The following is a 19,030-nucleotide window of genomic DNA, read 5'->3' on the forward strand; positions in this document are numbered from 1 at the left end:
GATAAAATATGTCGTTATAGTACTTTACATGTAAACCCTACGCACCCACAAAAGTAGAGTTGAGTTTATATCTACTGCTAGGGTAGTAAAGCTTAGAGTAGCTTGCTATTTCGCCTTTTGAAGTGACTAGTCTTGAGATTCTTAGGCATGGCTCATTTCTTGATATATCAAGATACTCTTGTATATCTTCTTCTACCAAAATCGCTTCTATAGTGTTGTCCACTTTTTCTACTGGGCAGTTTTTTTGTAAGTATTGGCTAGGTGTTATTTGTGTAAATGTTTGTTTGATATACTCTTTACAAGAAGAGGGTTTGATATATCTTGTATCAAACCTTACAGGAACACCGTTTTCATAGTGAATCATTTGCGATATATAGATTTTTTGGTCTTTTACTACATTGAGTATTTTAGATATTTTTTCATTGGCTCTGATTTCTGTGAGGCTTACGAGTTTGTTAGTATAGCTATTGCCTCGCTCAACTATCTCAGTAGCGATATCTTTTAAGTCTAAGATAGAAGTTTGGGCAATAGTTGTTTTTACAAAAGAGCCACTTCTTGGAAATCTCTCGATGATATCATCTAAAACCAAATCACGAAGAGCCTTGTTTACGGTTTGTCTACTTGTTTGAAATGTTTTAGCTAGTTCCATCTCAGTAGGGATTTTATCTCCCTCTTTGTAAACACCATCTTCAATTTGTTTTTTAATAAAATCTTTTATCTCTTCAAAAAGTGGTCTTAGAGCCATGTCGGTTTTTCCTTTTAAAAACTTGGAATTAGATTTTTATCTAAAAACTTATTATAAACACCTGATGAGACGATAGAGATAGCTTTTTCTATGTCATCAGTAAAGTATCTATCTTCTTCATAAAAGCTAACCTCATCACGAAGTAACTGTTTTGCATTTTCAATGTTACATGTAGACTTATTTGGTGCTCTAAAGTCCATGCCTTGTGCAGCTGCAAGTAGCTCGATACCTAAGATACCTGCTGTATTTTCAGCCATATCTTTGAGCCTACGACCTGCATATGCTGCCATAGATACGTGGTCTTCTTGGTTTGCAGAAGTTGGCAAAGAGTCAACACTACTAGGATGTGCAAGAGCTTTGTTTTCACTTGCAAGTGCCGCACTTGTTACTTGAGCTATCATAAAGCCTGAGTTTATCCCACCGTTGTTTACCAAAAATGGAGGAAGTTGGCTTAAGTGTTTATCTACTAAAAGAGCCATTCTTCTCTCACTCAATGCTCCTATCTCACTTATAGCAAGGGCTAAGTTATCACTTGCAAATGCTATTGGCTCAGCATGGAAGTTTCCTCCACTAATAACATCTTGTTCATCTACAAAAATTAGAGGGTTGTCTGTTACGCCGTTTGCTTCTGTGAGAAGTGTATCAGCTGAGTTTCTTATCTGAGAGAGACAAGCTCCCATGACTTGTGGTTGACATCTTATAGAGTAGGGGTCTTGAACTCTATCACAGTTTACATGAGATAAAGAGATGTCACTTTGATCATCTAGCATATCTCTATACATTTTTGCTGTGTCTATTTGTGTTTGGTGACCACGTATAGTATGCACTCTCTCATCAAATGGTGCACGACTTCCTAAAACTGCTTCTGTACACATTGAGCCAGTAACTATAGCACTTGCAAAAAGATCTTCTGCATAAAAAAGACCTTCAAGACCAAATGTCGTAGAGAGTTGTGTGCCATTGAGCAGAGCCAAACCCTCTTTAGCACCTAAGTGTATAGGCTCAAGTCCAGCTATCTTCAAACCCTCTTTAGCTTTTAGTATCTCACCTTTATATCTGACATAACCATATCCAAGAAGTATAGCACTCATATGTGCTAAAGGTGCTAAGTCTCCACTTGCTCCCACTGAGCCTTTTTTAGGAACACAAGGGTAAACTTCTTTGTTTACAAGCTCCATCAAAGTCTCAATCACTTTTAGTCTAATACCAGAATACCCAAGGCTTAGTGAGTTTACTTTTAGTATCATCATAAGTCTTACAGTTGCATCACTTATATAATCACTCATTCCAGCAGAGTGAGACAGTACGATTCTTCTTTGTAAATCTTCTAAATCTTCTTTTTTGATTTTCGTATTTGCTAAAAGCCCAAAACCTGTGTTTACACCATAAACTGTTTTATCTTCATCTACTATTTTTAGGATAGTTTTTTGTGCCTTATCTATCTTTTCTACGGCACTCTCATCTAAAGTAACAAAAGTTTGCTCGTTTCTTACTCTTCGTAAGTCTTGAAGAGTGAGTTTTCCTGGTACTATGTGTAAATTAAACATTCTTATCCTTTTATCATTGGTAAGTCTAGGTTTTGCTCTTTAGCTTTTTTCTTAGCTATATCATAACCAGAGTCAGCGTGTCTCATAACACCTGTTGCAGGGTCATTTGTAAGAACTCTTTTGAGTCTTGCATCTGCCTCATCTGTTCCGTCAGCTACGATAACAACACCTGAGTGCTGAGAAAATCCCATACCAACACCACCACCATGATGTAAACTTACCCATGTAGCACCACTAGCTGTGTTTAAAAGTGCATTTAGTAAAGGCCAGTCAGATACTACATCACTACCATCTTTCATACCTTCAGTCTCTCTATTTGGAGATGCAACGGAGCCACTATCAAGATGGTCACGACCTATAACTATAGGAGCTTTTAACTCACCATTTTTTACCATTTCATTAAATGCACGTCCAGCTTTATCACGTTCTCCTGAACCTATCCAGCATATTCTAGCAGGAAGTCCTTGAAAGTGAATTTTTTCTTTTGCTTGGTCTAACCAGTTATGTAAAGCTTTGTTTTCAGGAAAAAGCTCTTTCATTTTTGCATCTGTTTTATAGATGTCTTCAGGATCACCACTAAGGGCCGCCCATCTAAAAGGTCCAGTTCCCTCACAAAATAGGTCTCTTATGTACAATGGAACAAATCCCTTAAAATCAAAAGCATTTGTAACTCCTTCTTCAAGAGCCATTTGTCTTATGTTGTTACCATAATCAAAAGTAGGGATTCCTTTTTCATGAAAACCAAGCATTGCCTTTACATGTAAAGCCATAGACTTTTTCGCTTCTTTTACTACAAGGTCTGGATTACTTACTCTTAACTCTCTTACTTTATCCATACTCCAACCAACAGGTAAGTAGCCATTTAGTGGGTCATGTGCACTTGTTTGATCAGTCACCGCATCAGGTAAAAAATCACCCTTTAAGATTTCAGGAAAAATCTCAGCTGCATTGCCTAAAAGTCCAACAGAGATTGCTTTGTTACTGTTTTTTATAAGTTCTATTGCCTCATCAAGTGTATACGCTTTATAATCACAGTACCCAGTTTCTAGTCTTTTATCTATCCTAGTTTCATCACACTCAACAGCTATCATACTCGCACCTGCCATAGTAGCAGCTAGTGTTTGAGCTCCACCCATGCCACCAAGTCCACCAGTAAGTATCCATTTACTACTTAAATTTCCACCAAAGTGTTTTTTTGCCATAGATACAAAAGTCTCGTAAGTACCTTGAACTATACCTTGGCTTCCAATGTATATCCATGACCCAGCAGTCATCTGACCGTACATCATAAGACCTTTTTTATCTAGTTCATTAAATGTTTCCCAGTTTGCATAGTGTGGTACTATATTTGAGTTTGCTATAAGTACACGAGGGGCATTTTCATGAGTTTTAAAAACTCCAACAGGTTTTCCAGACTGAACGAGGAGGGTTTCATCTGATTCTAGTCTTTTTAATGTCTCAACTATTTTGTCAAAACACTCCCAATTTCTTGCAGCTTTTCCAATCCCTCCATAAACAACCAAGTCTTCTGGACGCTCCGCAACATCAGGATCTAAGTTGTTCATGAGCATTCTAAGAGGTGCTTCAGTTAGCCATGACTTAGCACTTAGTTGTATTCCTGTATCTGCTTTTATAACTCTTTTTTCACTCATCTTAATACCTTTTTATTTTTTTATGGTACAATTATATAGACAATTGATTTAATTGTCAATACAATTAAAAATAAAAGAGCAATGATGGATAAAGTTTTTATAAATGCAAGAGTTGCACAGTTTGATGAAAAAGACCATATAGTAGTAAATAAAGAGAGTTTTGTAGAAGTAAAAAATGGAAAAATTTCTAAAATTGATTCAATGAAAAACTTGGATAAATCTTTTACATGTAAACAAATTGATGTTAAAAATAGTCTTATTACCGCTTCATTTATTGATTGTCATACACATTTAGTTTATGGGGGCAATAGAGCAAATGAGTTTGAACAACGTCTCAATGGTGTAACATATGCCCAGATCGCTGCACAAGGCGGTGGTATCAATGCTTCTATTAAAAGTACGAGAGAAGAGAGTTTTGAAAAGTTGTATAAAAACTCTGAAAAACGTTTAAAATCTTTGATAAAAGAGGGTGTAACTACGATTGAGATAAAAACAGGATATGGTTTAAATCTTGAAAGTGAAATCAAGATGCTCAAAGTAATGCAAAAACTAGAAGAGAACTACCCTATACATGTAGAAAAAACTTTTTTAGGAGCTCACGCAGTTCCACCAGAATATAAAGACAAAGCAGATGATTATATAGAGTATGTTTGTGAGCATATGCTTGATAGAGTTAGTGAGTATGTAACGAGTGTAGATGCCTATTGTGAGCATTTGGCCTTTAGTATAGAACAAACAAAAAGAGTATTTGAAAAAGCTAACAAACTTGGTTTGAAAGTAAAATTACATGCAGAACAATTTTCACTAATGGGAGCGACAAAACTTGCTTGTGAGTTTAATGCTCTCTCCACAGATCATTTAGAACATACAGATGAAGATTCAGTAAAAGAGATGGCAAAAAGTGGCACAGTTGCTGTTATACTCCCTGGAGCATACTATTTTTTAAGAGAGACTAAGATGCCTCCGATTGAGTTTTTTAGAAAACATAAAGTACCTATGGCAATAGCTACTGATTTGAATCCTGGTACCTCTGCACTATGCTCTTTACAACTTATGATGAACATGAGTAGCGTGCAGTTTGGGTTGAGGGTAGATGAAGTTTTTGCAGCAGTTACAAAAAATGCGGCTAAGGCTTTAGGTTTAGAAAAATCAAAAGGAAGCTTAGAAGAGGGCTATGACGCAGATTTTTGTGTTTGGGACATAGAACACCCAAGAGACCTCGTTTGTGCTTTTATGCCTAATTCTATGCGTTTTAGCGTACAAAATGGAGAAGTGGTAGATGTATAAAGAAGCAAATAGAGATTTATGGACAGGAAGAGTTGATATAGAAGATGCAGAACTTGGTAAAAGATGGCATGAAAAGATAGAGTTTTTGAGTGAGCCTTATGAAGCAAAGCAAGGAGTTGCTTTTTTGGGCTTTGAGTGTGATGAAGGTGTAAAAAGAAATAAAGGCAGAGTTGGAGCAGCCGAGGGTGCAGATACTCTAAAACAAGCAATGGGAAATTTTGCATATCATTTAAATAAAACGCCCCTATATGATGCTGGCAAAGTAGTTGCAAGTACTGATTTAGAACAATCTCAAAAAGAATTATCCTTACATGTAAACAAACTTTTAAAGCAAAATCACTTTCCTATCGTACTAGGTGGTGGTCATGAAGTAGCGTATGGGAGTTTTATGGGCTTATATAACTCTTTAGGAGAAGATAAAAATATAGCTGTTATCAACTTTGATGCGCATTTTGATTTACGACAAAATGAGAGTGCGACTTCAGGCACTCCCTTTGCTCAAATGGCCTTTACATGTAAAGAAGATAATCAAGAGTTTAATTATCTCTGTTTAGGTGTCTCAAAAGCCTCTAATACCAAGGCTTTATTTGCAAAAGCAGAAGCCTTACATGTAGAGTATATTTTAGATACAAAAATGACCTTTCAAAACATAGAAATGATTAAAGAAAAAATAGATGCTTTTTTGTCTCAAAAAGAACATATTTATATAACAATTGATACAGATGTTTTTTATGCATCACAAGTGCCAGCAGTTAGTGCAGTTTCTGCACGAGGAATTGATATAAACCTGACATACGAGCTTTTAGAATATATATTTGTTAGTTATAAAAACAGAGTAAGGTTAGTAGATATTGCTGAATTTAGTCCAAAGTATGACATAAATGATATAGGGAAAAAAGCAGTTTCTAGACTTGTGTTTGATCTTGTTGAACTAGTGGAACAATAATTTTAAATTCTGTTCCATGATTTAATTCACTTTTACATGTAATAGTTCCACCTAGTTGAGTTGTAACTATATTGTATATGAGGTTGAGTCCAAGTCCTGTTCCTCCATAGCTTCTATTTGTAGTGAAAAAGGGCTCAAATATTTTTGGTAAATCTTCTTGGCTTATACCTTTTCCATTGTCTTTAAAAATTAAGATTAAATTTTTCTCTTTTAGATATGCTTTTATGCGTATTTTACCACTTTTTGTTTCATCAAAACCATGAGTAAGAGAATTCATTAAAAGATTAATGATTATTTGATAGTAAGCACCAGGTGTACCATAGAGGGTAATAAGCTTTGAAATGCCTACATGTATGATTTGGTGATATTTCATTTTACCTTTTAATGTATTTACAATGTCGTTGATATAAGTGTATAAGTTAAAATTTTTATAATCTGATGAAGAGTGTTCAACAGATATTCGTTTAAAACTTTCTACTAAATTAGCAGATTTTTTTATATTTTGATAAATAGAGTCTGCCAAAACTTTACTTGAGAGTAAGAAGTTTTCAAATTCATTTTGACTAAGATCATCTGTTTTGTATAACTCATTTATTTTATTTACACTATCTAAAAAATGTGTTATAGCTGTTAAACTTGAACCAATAGGTGTATTTATTTCGTGAGCAATGCCACTTACCAATGTTCCTAGTGCGGCCATTTTTTCGGACTCAACAAGGCTTTTTTGCGTTTTGTGAAGTTCTTCTAGCGTATTTTTTAAAGTAGTGTTTTTTTCGTATAATTCTTGTGTTCTTTCATTGACTTTGTCTTCTAGTGTAGTATTCAGCTCTTCAATTTGGGCAATTCTTTTTTTTAATTGTGGGTAATAGCTTTTCTTCATTGAAGATTCGCCAAGTCCAATGATTTTGTCTCTAATGTTGTCGTTAGATTGATTGCTCATATAAAGCCTTTAAATCATTAATGGAAAGCTTTCTTGGATTTGTCACTATACAGGGGTCATTAATCGCATTGTGTGCTAGTTGGGAGATCTCTTTTTCTACTAACCCAAATTCACCAAAACCTTTATCTATATTGAGTGATTTTTTAAAATCTTTCATAAATTTGGCTAAGTCTGTTTTTATATACTGACTTGTATTGGAATCTGTTTTTAGATTGAAAATTTGAGCTATATGTCTAAACTTATTTGGATTTGAATCAAAATTATGATTCATAACTTTATCTAGTAAAATCGTATTACATAAGCCATGAGGTAAATCTTTTAGTCCTCCTAGACTATGTGCCATTGCATGAACTCCTCCTAGACTAGCATTTGAAAAAGCAAGACCTGCATAGAGGCTCGCTAACATCATTTTATTTCGAAATTCTTCATTGTTTGGATTTTCAAAAACTTTTGGCATATATTTGTATATAAGTCGGATTGATTCTAGTGCATTTATATCTGACATAGGAGAACTAGCATTTGATACATAGGCTTCTACAGCATGAGTTAGTGCATCAAGACCTGTTTGGACGCTAAGTGTGAGTGGCATTGAGATTGTCATCTCAGGATCTACTAACGCAACATCAGGAATAGTGGTTTTACTAATAATTGCAATTTTTAATTTTCTTGATGAATCAGTAACAATACAAAATTGACTGACATCTGCTGAACTACCAGCCGTAGTAGGAAGACAAATAAGAGGAGGAGAAGGGATATTTACCTGATCAACTCCTTCAAACTCTAAAATATGCTGTTTATTGGCACTAGAAATTCCTATACCTTTTGCACAATCCATTACACTACCACCACCAACAGCTATGATAGAATCACAATTGTTTTCTTCAAATACTTTTACACCTTGCATAATTTCATAATCACGAGGATTCGGAGATATATTATCAAAAAGAGTAACTTCAAAACCTTCAGAAATAAGATCACTTTTAATCTCATCTATCCAACAGGCTTTTTTTACTCCATTATCTGTAACTAAGAGAATTTTATCAAATGAAAAGTTGTGTGCATATTGGCTTAATAAATGGCGAGAACCAAATCCATATACATACTCTGGTGCAACGAATTTACGTAAGTTGGATAACTCATTCATCATGTTTCCTTATCATAACTTCACCCGCATTATTATTATACTCCATTTAAAAAATAAAGTAAAATAGCTTTTTAAAATCCAAACGTTATTAGTAAAATATTACATATTTAAAAACATATTATTTTATGTAAAATAATATGTAAAGTACCTTATTGTCGATATCTTATATTGTTGAAGTTTCATAATTTATCATAGTTTCAACAAGTTCATACATAGAAATTTGAGTTCCTATTTGGTGCTGTTTATGCATATCTAATTCTTCTAAAGACGTTAGACTAACTAAAATATCTACTCCTTTATCTTCTACTTTTTTTAGTGTTTTGATAGAATTATTTTCAGTTTTTGCACAGGTAAGTTTTACACCTTTATTTAAAAAAATTAATTTTGATGGAAGAGTTTTTTGAAAAAGAATTGAGTCTAAAAATTCTTGCATTAAAGAATCTCCATGCAGACCTCTTCCTATGCAATCTGAAGTGATGATTATTGCTCTATTTTCTATTTGTTTTTCTTTTTTATGATGTTCGTCTATATCACAAGAAAATTTTTTTGAGATAGTAATAAAAATACCAGCTCTTTTTTGTTCCCTTTTTACAAAATAACCTTTGTTTTGAGCATAAGTAAGTATATTGTCTTCAGACATATCACAGTTGACTATCACTGTAATTACTGAATCTTTTGGTAGCTCATCAAGAGTAGTTTTTGTAAGTACTACAGGTTTTGGAACAGGCATATCTCTGCAGTCGATAGTTCTCATTATTAGACTCCTCAAATATAGATTAAATCCAACGTATGTATAATCATTTTAATTAAATTTTAATTAAAATACAATTTGATATTATCTTATTTAATGATTATTTTAGAGTTTAAGAACTACATGTAACAAATTTGTCTTAAAAAAACAAATTTTCTTTATATCAAAGATATACTTTTGTAACTATGTGATATAATCTTTTCTTTTAAAGGAAAAGATATGCTATATGAAGATGAAGATGATTTTTTTGTAGGAAGTCCTAGGAGTAAATTTTTTGATATTTTATTCAATGCGAATAAAAATTTAGTTCAAGATGCATTAGAAAAACATGTTGAAAGGCATGTTGCTATGGAAATGATTTTAGAAAAACTTGCTCTTAAAGAGGGTATTGATATAGAAACAGAAATAAGTATTATACGTTCAGAGAAACAAGATGATATTCACAATGCAAAAGTGGATTTTTTTATATCTACTGTGGGAGATATATTAACGCAAAATGAGTAAAATTTTAATTTCTTTTATTTTACTCGTATCTTTTTTAAATGCTGCAGATAAAAAGTCTAATTGGACTCACCAGTATACCTATAAGCTTAAAAAAGATGAAGTAGCTGTCATTGGAATCAATGCAAGTGGAGTAGAAAAAGATAAATTTTTTTTTAGATGGACTTCGATTATTAAAGATAGAGTTACCACTTTAGTAAATCATCAAGGGTATCCTCATCAATATATTTTATATAAAAAAAGATCTTTAGATAGAGCAAAATTTTATCTTTTGCCTGATGGAAGTAATAGAATAGAAAATAGAACATATTTGTTGTTAGTACTATCGGACATAGATAAAGGAAACAAAGAAGTGAGTTTTGATATATTTATAAAAGATAACAAGAGTAGAATTTTAGTTGATTTTGGTGAAAAAAATGAGAAATAGAGGCGGAGAAAGTTGTTAAAACAAGTAGAATCATTAATGAAAAAACATATTGAATCAATTGGAGATTCAAGAAGTTTGGAACTGTATGAAAAAGTTCCTAAAGGTAAAAGATTAAGAGCAAAGCTTATTTTAAAAATTGCAAATCAAAGCGAAGAGGCTATTGAACTAGCTTCAATAGTTGAGCTCATTCATGCAGCTAGTTTACTTCATGACGATGTTATTGATGAGGCTGATACTAGAAGGGGAGTTACTTCTATAAATCATGAGTTTGGAAATATGACGGCTATTATGCTTGGTGATATTCTTTACTCAAAAGGTTTTACAAAACTTACTTATTTACCAAGTGAAGTAGCAAGAAGTGTAGCTGACGCGGTTACTAAACTTTCTGTTGGTGAACTTTTAGATGTTGAACTTGCTTCCTCTTTTAATACAAACCAAGATATATATTTTGATATGATTTATAAAAAAACAGCTTCATTGATTGAAGCAGCCGCATTTAGTGCAGCATATTTAGCTAAAAAAGATACCGATAAATATGCACTTTATGGGAAAAATTTAGGGCTTGCTTTTCAAGTTATTGATGATGTTCTTGATATAACGAGTTCAAGTGAAATACTAGGAAAACCTGCTTTAAATGATTTTAGAGAGGGAAAAACCACTCTTCCATATCTATACATGTATGAAAAACTTAACAATGATGATAAAACAAAACTTTTATCTCTTTTTGCAAAAGATTTAAGTTTTGAAGAGAGTTCATGGATAAAAGAAAAATTTGAAGAAACAGGTTCCGTTGAACGCTCTATAGAGTATGCAAAAGCTTTGGGGTATGAAGCACTAAAAGCTATTGAAAAGGAAAATGCACCTGAATTAGAAAAGATTATCAAAGAGATGATTGTGAGGGATTTTTAATGCACTATTTGACAATAAGCTTTACTCATAAGAATACTGATATAAAAGTAAGAGAAAGATTATCTTTTGCAAATGAAGATAAAAAAGTAAGCTTTTTAGATAAGTTGCAAAGCTTTGAGCATATTAATGAATCTATTATTTTGTCTACCTGTAATAGAGTGGAATTAATAGCAAGTGTAAGTAGCTGTGATGAATCAATAAAATATATCTTATCAGAATTATCAGCTATTTCAAAAATAGATAAAGAAGAGTTGGAAAAACGTGCAGACATATATGAGGACAATGGAGCGATTCATCATCTGTTTTCAGTGGCATCTTCATTGGATAGTCTAGTTATTGGTGAAACTCAAATAGTTGGACAACTTAAAGACGCATTTAAATTTTCTACTGAAAAAGGTTATTGTTCGCAAAAACTTAGTCGTGCTATGCATCATACTTTTAGATGTGCAGCAGATGTAAGAGCAAGCACAGACATATCTAAAAATCCTATTTCTGTTTCAAGTGTTGCTGTTTCTAAGGCAAAAGATATTTTAGGAAGTATTGAAGGTTCAACTGCTGTATTAGTTGGTGCTGGAGAGATGAGTGCACTTGCTGGTAAACATTTAATATCAAGTGGTGTTAATGTTATTGTTGTGAGTATGAGACTTGAAAAAGCACAGGAGCTAGCCGAGGAGTTAGGAGAGTTAGCAAGTGCTCAACCTCTTAGTAACTTAAGAGAGTTATTAAATACTTATAACTTACTCTTTTCTGCAACATCAGCACCTCATTATGTAATAACAAAAAGTATGGTTGAAAGCAGAGACTTCAATAGATACTGGTTTGATATAGCAGTACCAAGAGACATTGAAGAGTGTGATATGGATGATGTTGATATCTACGCGGTTGATGATTTAGAAGAGATAGTAGCTAAAAACTTGTCTTTACGTGAAGAACAAGCAAAAGTAGCGTTTTCTATAGTAGGTCGCTCAACCATGGAATTTTTCAAATGGTTACAAACTCTAAGTATTGATCCAATCATAAAAGAGTTAAGGGATAAAGCTAAAGAGTGTTCAGTTAAAGAGATAAAACGTTCAGTTAAAAAAGGTTATATCCCTGAAGAGTATGAAGAGACAGTAGAAAAGATACTTCATTGTGCTTTTAACTCTTTTTTACACACTCCAACAAAAAAACTAAAAGAGTTAGCTGAAAAACCAGAAGCAGATACTCTAGTACAATCTATCCAAGAAATTTTTGAAATGGATGAAGATAGTATAAAAAAATTAAACATGTATAAGTGTGAATATCACATAGAAATTGAAAAAAACGGAGATAATTAATGAGATTTACAAACCTATTTGCCCCTACAACAAAAGAAGCACCAAAAGATGCAACATTACCTAGTCATAAGTATTTAGTACGTGCAGGTTTTGTATCACAATATGGTAGTGGATTATATAACTTCTTACCAATGGGTAAAATAGTCTTAGATAAAATAAGAGATATCGTTAAAGAAGAGATGGATAGTTCTGGTGCGTGTGAAATCCAAATGGGTGTTGTAACTCCAGCTGAACTTTGGAAACAAAGTGGTAGATACAATGCTTTTGGGAAAGAACTTTTAAGACTTCACGATAGAAAAAATAATGATTTTGTTTTAGGACCAACTCATGAAGAAGTTGTTGTAGATATCGTTAGAAATAGAATCAATAGTTATAAACAACTTCCATTGCATCTGTATCAAATCACTACAAAGTTTAGAGATGAAGGACGTCCAAGATATGGTCTTTTAAGAGGTCGTGAGTTTATAATGAAAGATGGATATAGTTTTCATAAAGACGAAGAGTCTATGAAAGTAGAATTTGATAAGATGGAAACAACGTATAGAAAAATATTTACACGTTTAGGACTTGATTTTAGAGCTGTTGATGCTGATAGTGGTGCTATTGGTGGAAGTGGTAGTAAAGAGTTTATGGTATTGGCTGATAATGGTGAAGATGATATTATCGTTTGTAACAATTGTGAATATGCAGCAAATATAGAAGCAGCAAAACGTGCCAAAAAAACAACTACTGTTGAAGCTCCAGAAGCAGATGCAGCAAAATTTCATACACCAAACTGTATCACTATAGATGATGTTGCAGAGTTTTTTAAAATAGATTCATTTTATACAACAAAAGCCGTGATTAAAAAAGCGATATATGAAGATAGAGAAGAAGTTGTTCTTTTTATCGTTAGAGGAAATGATAACTTACAAGAGACAAAAGCACAGAATGCTTGTGGTGCTCTTGAATTAGTTGATGCAACGGAGCAAGAAGTAAAAGATGCTGGACTAGTAGCTGGTTCATGTGGTCCTATTGGCTTACCTGAAGATATAAATTTTTATATTGATTCTGAATTAAAAGATGAAAAAAATCTTATTTGTGGTGCAAATGAACATGAGTATCACTTTGTTGGTGCTGGTATGTTTAACTTTAAAGATAGTAGATATATAGATTTAGTTGAAGTAAGTGCTGGTGATAAATGTGCTTGTTGTGGTGGGGAATTAGGTGTTACAAAAGGTATTGAAGTAGGGCATATATTTCAACTTGGTCAAAAGTATGCAGCTGCTATGGAAGCTACATTTTTAGATGAAAATGGAAAGTCTCAAGCATTTTACATGGGATGTTATGGTGTTGGTGTAAGTAGACTTGTCGCTGTTATGATTGAAGCGAGTCATGATGAAAGAGGGTGTATCTGGAATAGACAAACTACGCCATTTGAATTAGATATAATTGTATCTAATGTGAAAAATGAAGAAGAACTTGAATATGGTGAAAAACTTTATAAAACTTTTAAAGATAGTGGTATAGAAGTTTTATTAGACGATAGAAAAGATAGATTTGGACCAAAAATAAAAGATTTTGAGCTTATAGGTTTTCCTTATGCTCTTATTTTAGGGAAGGGTTTAAAAGAGGGAAATGTTGAGTTAGTAGATAGAAAAACATTGGAAAAAACAACGATTAGCGTTGATGATGTAGAAAGTAAAATAAAGGAACTTTTAGCTTGAATTATTTTTTAGTATATTTACTTTTAGAAGTATTTGTAAGTGTTAATATCTCTTCTAATATTGGTGCACTTGCGACCTTTTTAGAAATTATATTTTCTGCTATGGTAGGTTTTATACTATTGGCAAATTTTCGTAATACTTTGATGGAAAGTATGCAAGCTATGCAAAAAAGAACAATTTCAATGCAAGAGTTTCAAAAGCTCAATGCTTTTACACTATTAGGGGCATTGTTATTAATTGTTCCTGGATTTTTTAGTGATATTATAGGCCTTTTTTTACAATTTTCTTTTTTTGCAACACTGTTTGCTAAAAAGATTTTACATGTAAAAGATAATATTGATATAGATGATATACAAAATATAGATAGAACAAAGGAAAACAATGAAATCATTGATGTTGAAGTTATTGATGATCGCACTGAGCGTTAATACACTTTTTGCTAACTCAATAGAAACAAAAATTTTAAAGTTTTTATCAAAATCAGTTAGTGCTACTAAAAGTTATAAAGTTAAAAATATTAGTATTGCAGGACAACAAGATATTAAAAGTATTCCTGGTTGGAAAGTGTTTTTTGTAAAAGTTGATTTAGATTTAGTAGGAAAAAATAAGTCTATCACAATAACGGATAAAATATTTACAAATGGAAACGTAGTAACAAAAGATTTTGTTGATATTAATACAGTTAAGAGTATAAAAAATAGTTTTTCTCCAGATTTTGATAAAAAGTTTTATGATGAAAAAAATATCATAGCAGGAAACAGTGATGCTACAAATAAATTAGCAGTGTTTAGTGATCCTATGTGTCCATTTTGTATGAGTTTTTTACCTGAGGTTATTGAGTTTGTACAAAAGCATCCTAAACAATTTATTCTTTACTATTATCATTTTCCTTTAAATATACACCCAAATGCTCCAACACTTGTAAAAGCAATTTTGGCAGCTAAAAAATTGGGATTTAAAGATGTAGAAAAAAAAGTATATGAAGAAGTATTTGATTTTGAAACAAAAGATGATAAATTAGTTTTAGATACTTTTAATAAACTAATTGGAACAAAATTAACACTTAAAGAGTTAGAACAAGAAGATATTATAAAACATATGGAAGCTGATATGAAAATAGTAGAGGCTCTGATGTTAAATGGAACTCCAAGATTGTTTGTAAATGAAAAATTAGATAATACAAGAAAAAAATATAAAAATTTATTGAAGAGGTAGTAATGGATAGGTTAATAATAGCAACAAGAGAAAGTAAACTTGCAATGTGGCAAGCAGAACATATACAAGCACGTTTGAAAGAAGCTCACCCTAAATTAGACGTAGTAATAAACTCTATGACTTCTAAAGGTGATCAGATTTTAGATACTCCTCTTGCTAAAATTGGTGGTAAAGGCTTGTTTACAAAAGAGTTAGAAACTTCAATGCTCGCTGGTGAATCACACATCGCAGTTCACTCTTTGAAAGATGTTCCTATGGAATTTCCTGAAGGATTGAAACTTTCAGTTATTACAAAACGTCATGATCCTAGAGATGCTTTACTTTCTCAAAAATATTCTTCAATAGAAGAGTTACCTCAAAAAGCAGTTGTGGGAACAACAAGTCTTAGAAGAAGAATGCAGATACTAAAAATAAGACCTGATTTAACTATAAAAAACCTTCGTGGTAATGTAAACACAAGAATTAGAAAACTAAAAGATGGCGAGTATGATGCTATCATCCTCGCTAGTTCTGGGATTAAAAGACTTGGTCTTCAAGAAGAAGTAAAGTACTTTACACCGATAAGCGAAGAGTTAATGATACCTGCTATGGGACAAGCTGCTCTTGGAATAGAGATAGTTGATACTCCAGAGTTAGAAAAAATTATTTCTGTTTTAAAAGATGAAGATGCAACAGTAGAAACAACAATTGAGAGAGAATTTGTAAGAGTTCTAGAAGGTGGTTGTCAAGTACCAATCGGAATCAATGCAAAAATAGATGGTGATAGTGTAAATATACAAGCACTTGTGGGTCTTCCTGATGGCGAAGAGATAATCTATGAAAAGCTTACATGTAAGAAAGATGAATACACAACAAAAGGTGAAGAGTTAGCAAAATTATTTATAGAACGTGGTGCTAAAGAGTTATTAGAAAAGGCTGAACACATAGCGATGACAGAGGTATTTTAATGGAAGAAATTATTGAAGAGTTAAAAAAGCATAATTTATTAAGAGTTATAAATGATGAACTTGATATTGACCTTGAAATCCCACATATTGCATATGTAGAAATAAAAAAAGAAGATTCAAAAGCTTTACTTTTCACTAATCCTATTTCAAAAAGATTGAACAAAAAATTTGATATGCCAGTGTTAATGAATGTTTTTGGTTCATACGAAGCAACAGAGCTTATTTTTGAAAAACATCCTGATGATATAGCAAATGAAATAGAAGAACTACTTCATATGAAACCACCTGTTGGTTTTATGGATAAACTAGGTATGTTAGGCAAACTTTTCTCTTTAAAAAATGTATTTCCAAAAAGATTAGCTATAAAAGGAAATTGTCAAAAAAATGTACATGAAAATATAGACTTAAATGACCTTCCAATTTTGACAACTTGGAGTGAGGATGGTGGACCATTTATAACAATGGGACATGTGTATACAGAGAGTCTTGATGGAACAAAACAAAATCTTGGTATGTATAGACTTCAAGTTTATGATGATAAACGTCTTGGTATGCATTGGCAAATTCACAAAGATGGTGCTCACTTTTTTCACGAATATAAAAAAGCTGGTAAAAAGATGCCTGTAAGTGTAGCTATTGGTGGTGATCCTCTTTACATTTGGTGTGGACAAGCTCCTATGCCTAATGGTGTATTTGAACTGTTATTGTATGGACTTATTCGAGAAGAAAATGCTAGATTAGTCAAATCTTTAACAAATCCAATATATGTACCAGAAGATGCAGATATTATCATAGAGGGCTGGGTAGACCCATCAAAGATGGAAATAGAAGGACCATTTGGAGATCATACAGGATATTACACTTTAAAAGAAGAATATCCAGTCATGGATGTTACATGTATAACTACAAAAGATAAGCCCATTTATCAAGCGACAGTTGTTGGTAAACCTCCTTTAGAAGATAAGTATATGGGATGGGCAACGGAAAGAATTTTCTTACCACTTTTAAAAACAACAGCTCCTGATCTTATAGATTATAATATGCCTGAAAATGGTGTTTTTCATAATCTGATTTTAGCAAAGATGAAAACCATGTATCCAGGACATGCAAAGCAGTTTATGCATGCATTTTGGGGAGTAGGGCAAATGAGTTTTGTTAAACATGCTTTTTTTGTCGGAGAGAGTGCACCTGATCTTAAAAATTATGATGAAATTAGTGATTATATACTTGATCGTGTAAGTTGTGAAAACATACTTATAAGCGAAGGTGTTTGTGATGCACTAGACCATGCAAGTCCAAATGCATGTTATGGTGGAAAGCTTGGAGTTGATTGTACAGGTGATAATGTTGAATTTCCATCCAAAAATTTATTGAGTGAAGAGAAACTTTATGCTAAAATAACAACATTGGTTAAAGATGTAACATCTATTAAACAGTATAAAACGCATACAAAGACACCAATAGTCGTTTTAGGCGTTGATAAACAAAGACCTACAATTGAGCTTTATAAGGCATTAAAACCTTTAAAAGAGCATATGAAATTGTTAGTATTTGTTGATAGTTGTTCAAATGAGTTAGATAATCCATATATGCTTATATGGAGGATTGTAAATAACATTGATGCTCAAAGAGATATATTTTTAGAAGATGAGTATATAGGTGTTGATGCAACAAATAAATCTAGTTTAGATGGTTATAAAAGAGAGTGGCCAGGTGATACTGATACTGATCAAAAAACAATACAAAGCCTTCAAGAAAGAGGCTTAATTACAAAAAACAAGGAGTTTTTAAAAAAATACCATGTCTGATTCTTCGTCGAAACAGCGGAGTTCTATGAGTTATTTCATAGAGTTGCCGCGTAACAAACAAAAAAATAAAACAGTAGGTCTAAAAAAATGACTCTACTTTTTATGTATTTAGCTTTGGCTATTGGTGTTTCATTTTTATGCTCTATTGTAGAGTCAGTTCTTTTATCCTTAAATATGTCGCATATTAATGTAATTAAACAAGATAAAGAAAAAGTTGGTAATCTTTTAGAAAAGTTAAAAACTGATATTGATGTTTCAATTGCATCAATTTTGATTTTAAATACCATTGCACATACACTAGGTGCTGCTGGTATTGGTGCTGAAGCAGCAAGATTGTTTGGTATGGAATATATGTTTTATATCTCAGCTATCTTAACGCTACTTATTCTATTTTTATCTGAAATTATTCCAAAAACAATAGGTGCACAGTACTACAAAGAATTAGCTCCAATTGCAGCCTACATTATTAGAGTTTTTATATTTTTTAGTTATCCACTTATCAAAGTATCTCTGTTTATTACAGAAAAAATATCCAAAAAAGGTTCAAATAACTCAATAACAAGAGAAGAACTTCTTCAAACAGCACTTTTGGTTGAAGATGGTGGATATATAGACGAAAAAGAGTCTGATGTCATTGAAAATGTTTTGAGTCTAAGTAAAAGTAAGGTAAATGATATATTAACGCCAAGAAGTGTTGTGTTTGCTTTGGAAAAAAATACAAAAATTGAAGATGTTTTGAAAACTGAAGGAGCAATGAAGTTTTCAAGAATACCCGTTTATGATAAAACAATAGATAATATTATAGGTGTTGTATATAGTAAACAAATCTTTAAATTAGCCATAGAAGATAAATCAGGAACTATCGAAAGTTTAATATCTCCTATATTTTCTATACATGAAAATATACCAGTATCTTATACTCTTGATATGTTTATAAAAAGAAAAGAGCACATGTTTTTAGTAACTGATAGTTATGGTCAAACAGAAGGTATTGTAACTTTAGAAGATTGTATAGAGACACTTTTAGGTCTAGAAATAATGGATGAATTAGATACTACTGAAGATATGAGAAAACTTGCAAAAGACAAAATGAAAAAGAGAAAGAAAATAAAAAGTATCTAAACGCATTACTTATATTAAATAAAAGAGGGTAATTAATAACTTTATGATACAATTATCCTCATATTTA

18 protein-coding genes are annotated in these 19,030 nt (G+C 32.3%); 12 read left to right on the plus strand and 6 right to left on the minus strand.

Translation table 11 applies throughout. The features are described from left to right. Positions 1-37: 37 nt before the first annotated feature. Genes K354_RS0102775 through hutU form a run of 3 tightly spaced genes read right to left on the minus strand, consistent with a single transcriptional unit; the run spans position 38 to position 3,944 of the window. On the minus strand, positions 38-745 hold the full coding sequence (locus tag K354_RS0102775) for a histidine utilization transcriptional repressor HutC (protein ID WP_024953987.1): 708 nt from the start codon (positions 743-745) through the stop codon (positions 38-40). A gap of 14 nt (positions 746-759) precedes the next feature. Continuing rightward, positions 760-2,292 (minus strand): histidine ammonia-lyase, encoded by a 1,533-nt coding sequence (gene hutH / locus K354_RS0102780; RefSeq protein WP_024953988.1) that lies wholly within the window; start codon positions 2,290-2,292, stop codon positions 760-762. 2 nt (positions 2,293-2,294) lie between these two features. After that, positions 2,295-3,944, minus strand: coding sequence for a urocanate hydratase (hutU, locus tag K354_RS0102785; RefSeq protein WP_024953989.1), 1,650 nt, complete (start codon positions 3,942-3,944; stop codon positions 2,295-2,297). An 84-nt stretch (positions 3,945-4,028) separates the two neighbouring features. On the opposite strand from hutU, the gene hutI reads away from it, so the two are divergent. Together hutI and hutG are read left to right on the plus strand one after the other, a co-directional pair. Further along, positions 4,029-5,231 carry an imidazolonepropionase gene (gene hutI / locus K354_RS0102790; protein ID WP_051505380.1) on the plus strand — a complete coding sequence of 401 codons (1,203 nt, stop codon included), beginning with the start codon at positions 4,029-4,031 and terminating at the stop codon, positions 5,229-5,231. Then, a complete protein-coding gene (hutG, locus tag K354_RS13830; protein ID WP_037940073.1) occupies positions 5,224-6,177 on the plus strand; it encodes a formimidoylglutamase in 954 nt (317 codons plus the stop codon). Before hutI ends, hutG begins: the two co-directional genes overlap by 8 nt. Here hutG and K354_RS0102800 read toward each other — a convergent pair. The 3 genes from K354_RS0102800 to yedF form a co-directional block, all read right to left on the minus strand. Beyond that, a complete protein-coding gene (locus tag K354_RS0102800; RefSeq protein ID WP_024953991.1) occupies positions 6,137-7,117 on the minus strand; it encodes a sensor histidine kinase in 981 nt (326 codons plus the stop codon). The genes hutG and K354_RS0102800 overlap by 41 nt on opposite strands. After that, positions 7,101-8,261: an alcohol dehydrogenase-like regulatory protein ErcA gene (gene ercA, locus K354_RS0102805; RefSeq protein ID WP_084607306.1), complete on the minus strand. Its 1,161-nt coding sequence runs from the start codon at positions 8,259-8,261 to the stop codon at positions 7,101-7,103. The genes K354_RS0102800 and ercA overlap by 17 nt, the downstream gene beginning before the upstream one ends. A gap of 163 nt (positions 8,262-8,424) precedes the next feature. Beyond that, positions 8,425-9,015, minus strand: coding sequence for a sulfurtransferase-like selenium metabolism protein YedF (gene yedF / locus K354_RS0102810; protein ID WP_024953993.1), 591 nt, complete (start codon positions 9,013-9,015; stop codon positions 8,425-8,427). 216 nt (positions 9,016-9,231) lie between these two features. On the opposite strand from yedF, the gene K354_RS0102815 reads away from it, so the two are divergent. From K354_RS0102815 to K354_RS0102865, 10 genes are all read left to right on the plus strand, one after another. Next, positions 9,232-9,516: a DUF2018 family protein gene (locus K354_RS0102815; RefSeq protein WP_024953994.1), complete on the plus strand. Its 285-nt coding sequence runs from the start codon at positions 9,232-9,234 to the stop codon at positions 9,514-9,516. Then, positions 9,509-9,940: a hypothetical protein gene (locus K354_RS0102820; RefSeq protein WP_024953995.1), complete on the plus strand. Its 432-nt coding sequence runs from the start codon at positions 9,509-9,511 to the stop codon at positions 9,938-9,940. The genes K354_RS0102815 and K354_RS0102820 overlap by 8 nt, the downstream gene beginning before the upstream one ends. 36 nt (positions 9,941-9,976) lie before the next feature. Further along, positions 9,977-10,849: a polyprenyl synthetase family protein gene (locus K354_RS0102825; protein WP_037940140.1), complete on the plus strand. Its 873-nt coding sequence runs from the start codon at positions 9,977-9,979 to the stop codon at positions 10,847-10,849. Beyond that, on the plus strand, positions 10,849-12,165 hold the full coding sequence (hemA, locus tag K354_RS0102830) for a glutamyl-tRNA reductase (RefSeq protein WP_024953997.1): 1,317 nt from the start codon (positions 10,849-10,851) through the stop codon (positions 12,163-12,165). Before K354_RS0102825 ends, hemA begins: the two co-directional genes overlap by 1 nt. After that, complete coding sequence (locus K354_RS0102835) at positions 12,165-13,871, plus strand: proline--tRNA ligase (protein ID WP_024953998.1); 1,707 nt, start codon at positions 12,165-12,167, stop codon at positions 13,869-13,871. The genes hemA and K354_RS0102835 overlap by 1 nt, the downstream gene beginning before the upstream one ends. Further along, complete coding sequence (locus K354_RS0102840) at positions 13,868-14,299, plus strand: FxsA family protein (RefSeq protein WP_024953999.1); 432 nt, start codon at positions 13,868-13,870, stop codon at positions 14,297-14,299. The genes K354_RS0102835 and K354_RS0102840 overlap by 4 nt, the downstream gene beginning before the upstream one ends. After that, a complete protein-coding gene (locus K354_RS0102845) occupies positions 14,253-15,086 on the plus strand; it encodes a DsbA family protein (protein ID WP_024954000.1) in 834 nt (277 codons plus the stop codon). Before K354_RS0102840 ends, K354_RS0102845 begins: the two co-directional genes overlap by 47 nt. A 2-nt stretch (positions 15,087-15,088) precedes the next feature. Then, positions 15,089-16,033 (plus strand): hydroxymethylbilane synthase, encoded by a 945-nt coding sequence (gene hemC / locus K354_RS0102850; RefSeq protein WP_024954001.1) that lies wholly within the window; start codon positions 15,089-15,091, stop codon positions 16,031-16,033. After that, positions 16,033-17,841 (plus strand): menaquinone biosynthesis decarboxylase, encoded by a 1,809-nt coding sequence (locus K354_RS0102855; protein ID WP_024954002.1) that lies wholly within the window; start codon positions 16,033-16,035, stop codon positions 17,839-17,841. Before hemC ends, K354_RS0102855 begins: the two co-directional genes overlap by 1 nt. Before the next feature lie 87 nt (positions 17,842-17,928). Further along, positions 17,929-18,963: a CNNM domain-containing protein gene (locus K354_RS0102865; protein ID WP_024954003.1), complete on the plus strand. Its 1,035-nt coding sequence runs from the start codon at positions 17,929-17,931 to the stop codon at positions 18,961-18,963. Positions 18,964-19,030 lie beyond the last annotated feature (67 nt).

This window comes from Sulfurospirillum arcachonense DSM 9755, assembly GCF_000597725.1.
In the GTDB taxonomy this organism is placed as follows: Bacteria; Campylobacterota; Campylobacteria; order Campylobacterales; family Sulfurospirillaceae; genus Sulfurospirillum_A; species Sulfurospirillum_A arcachonense.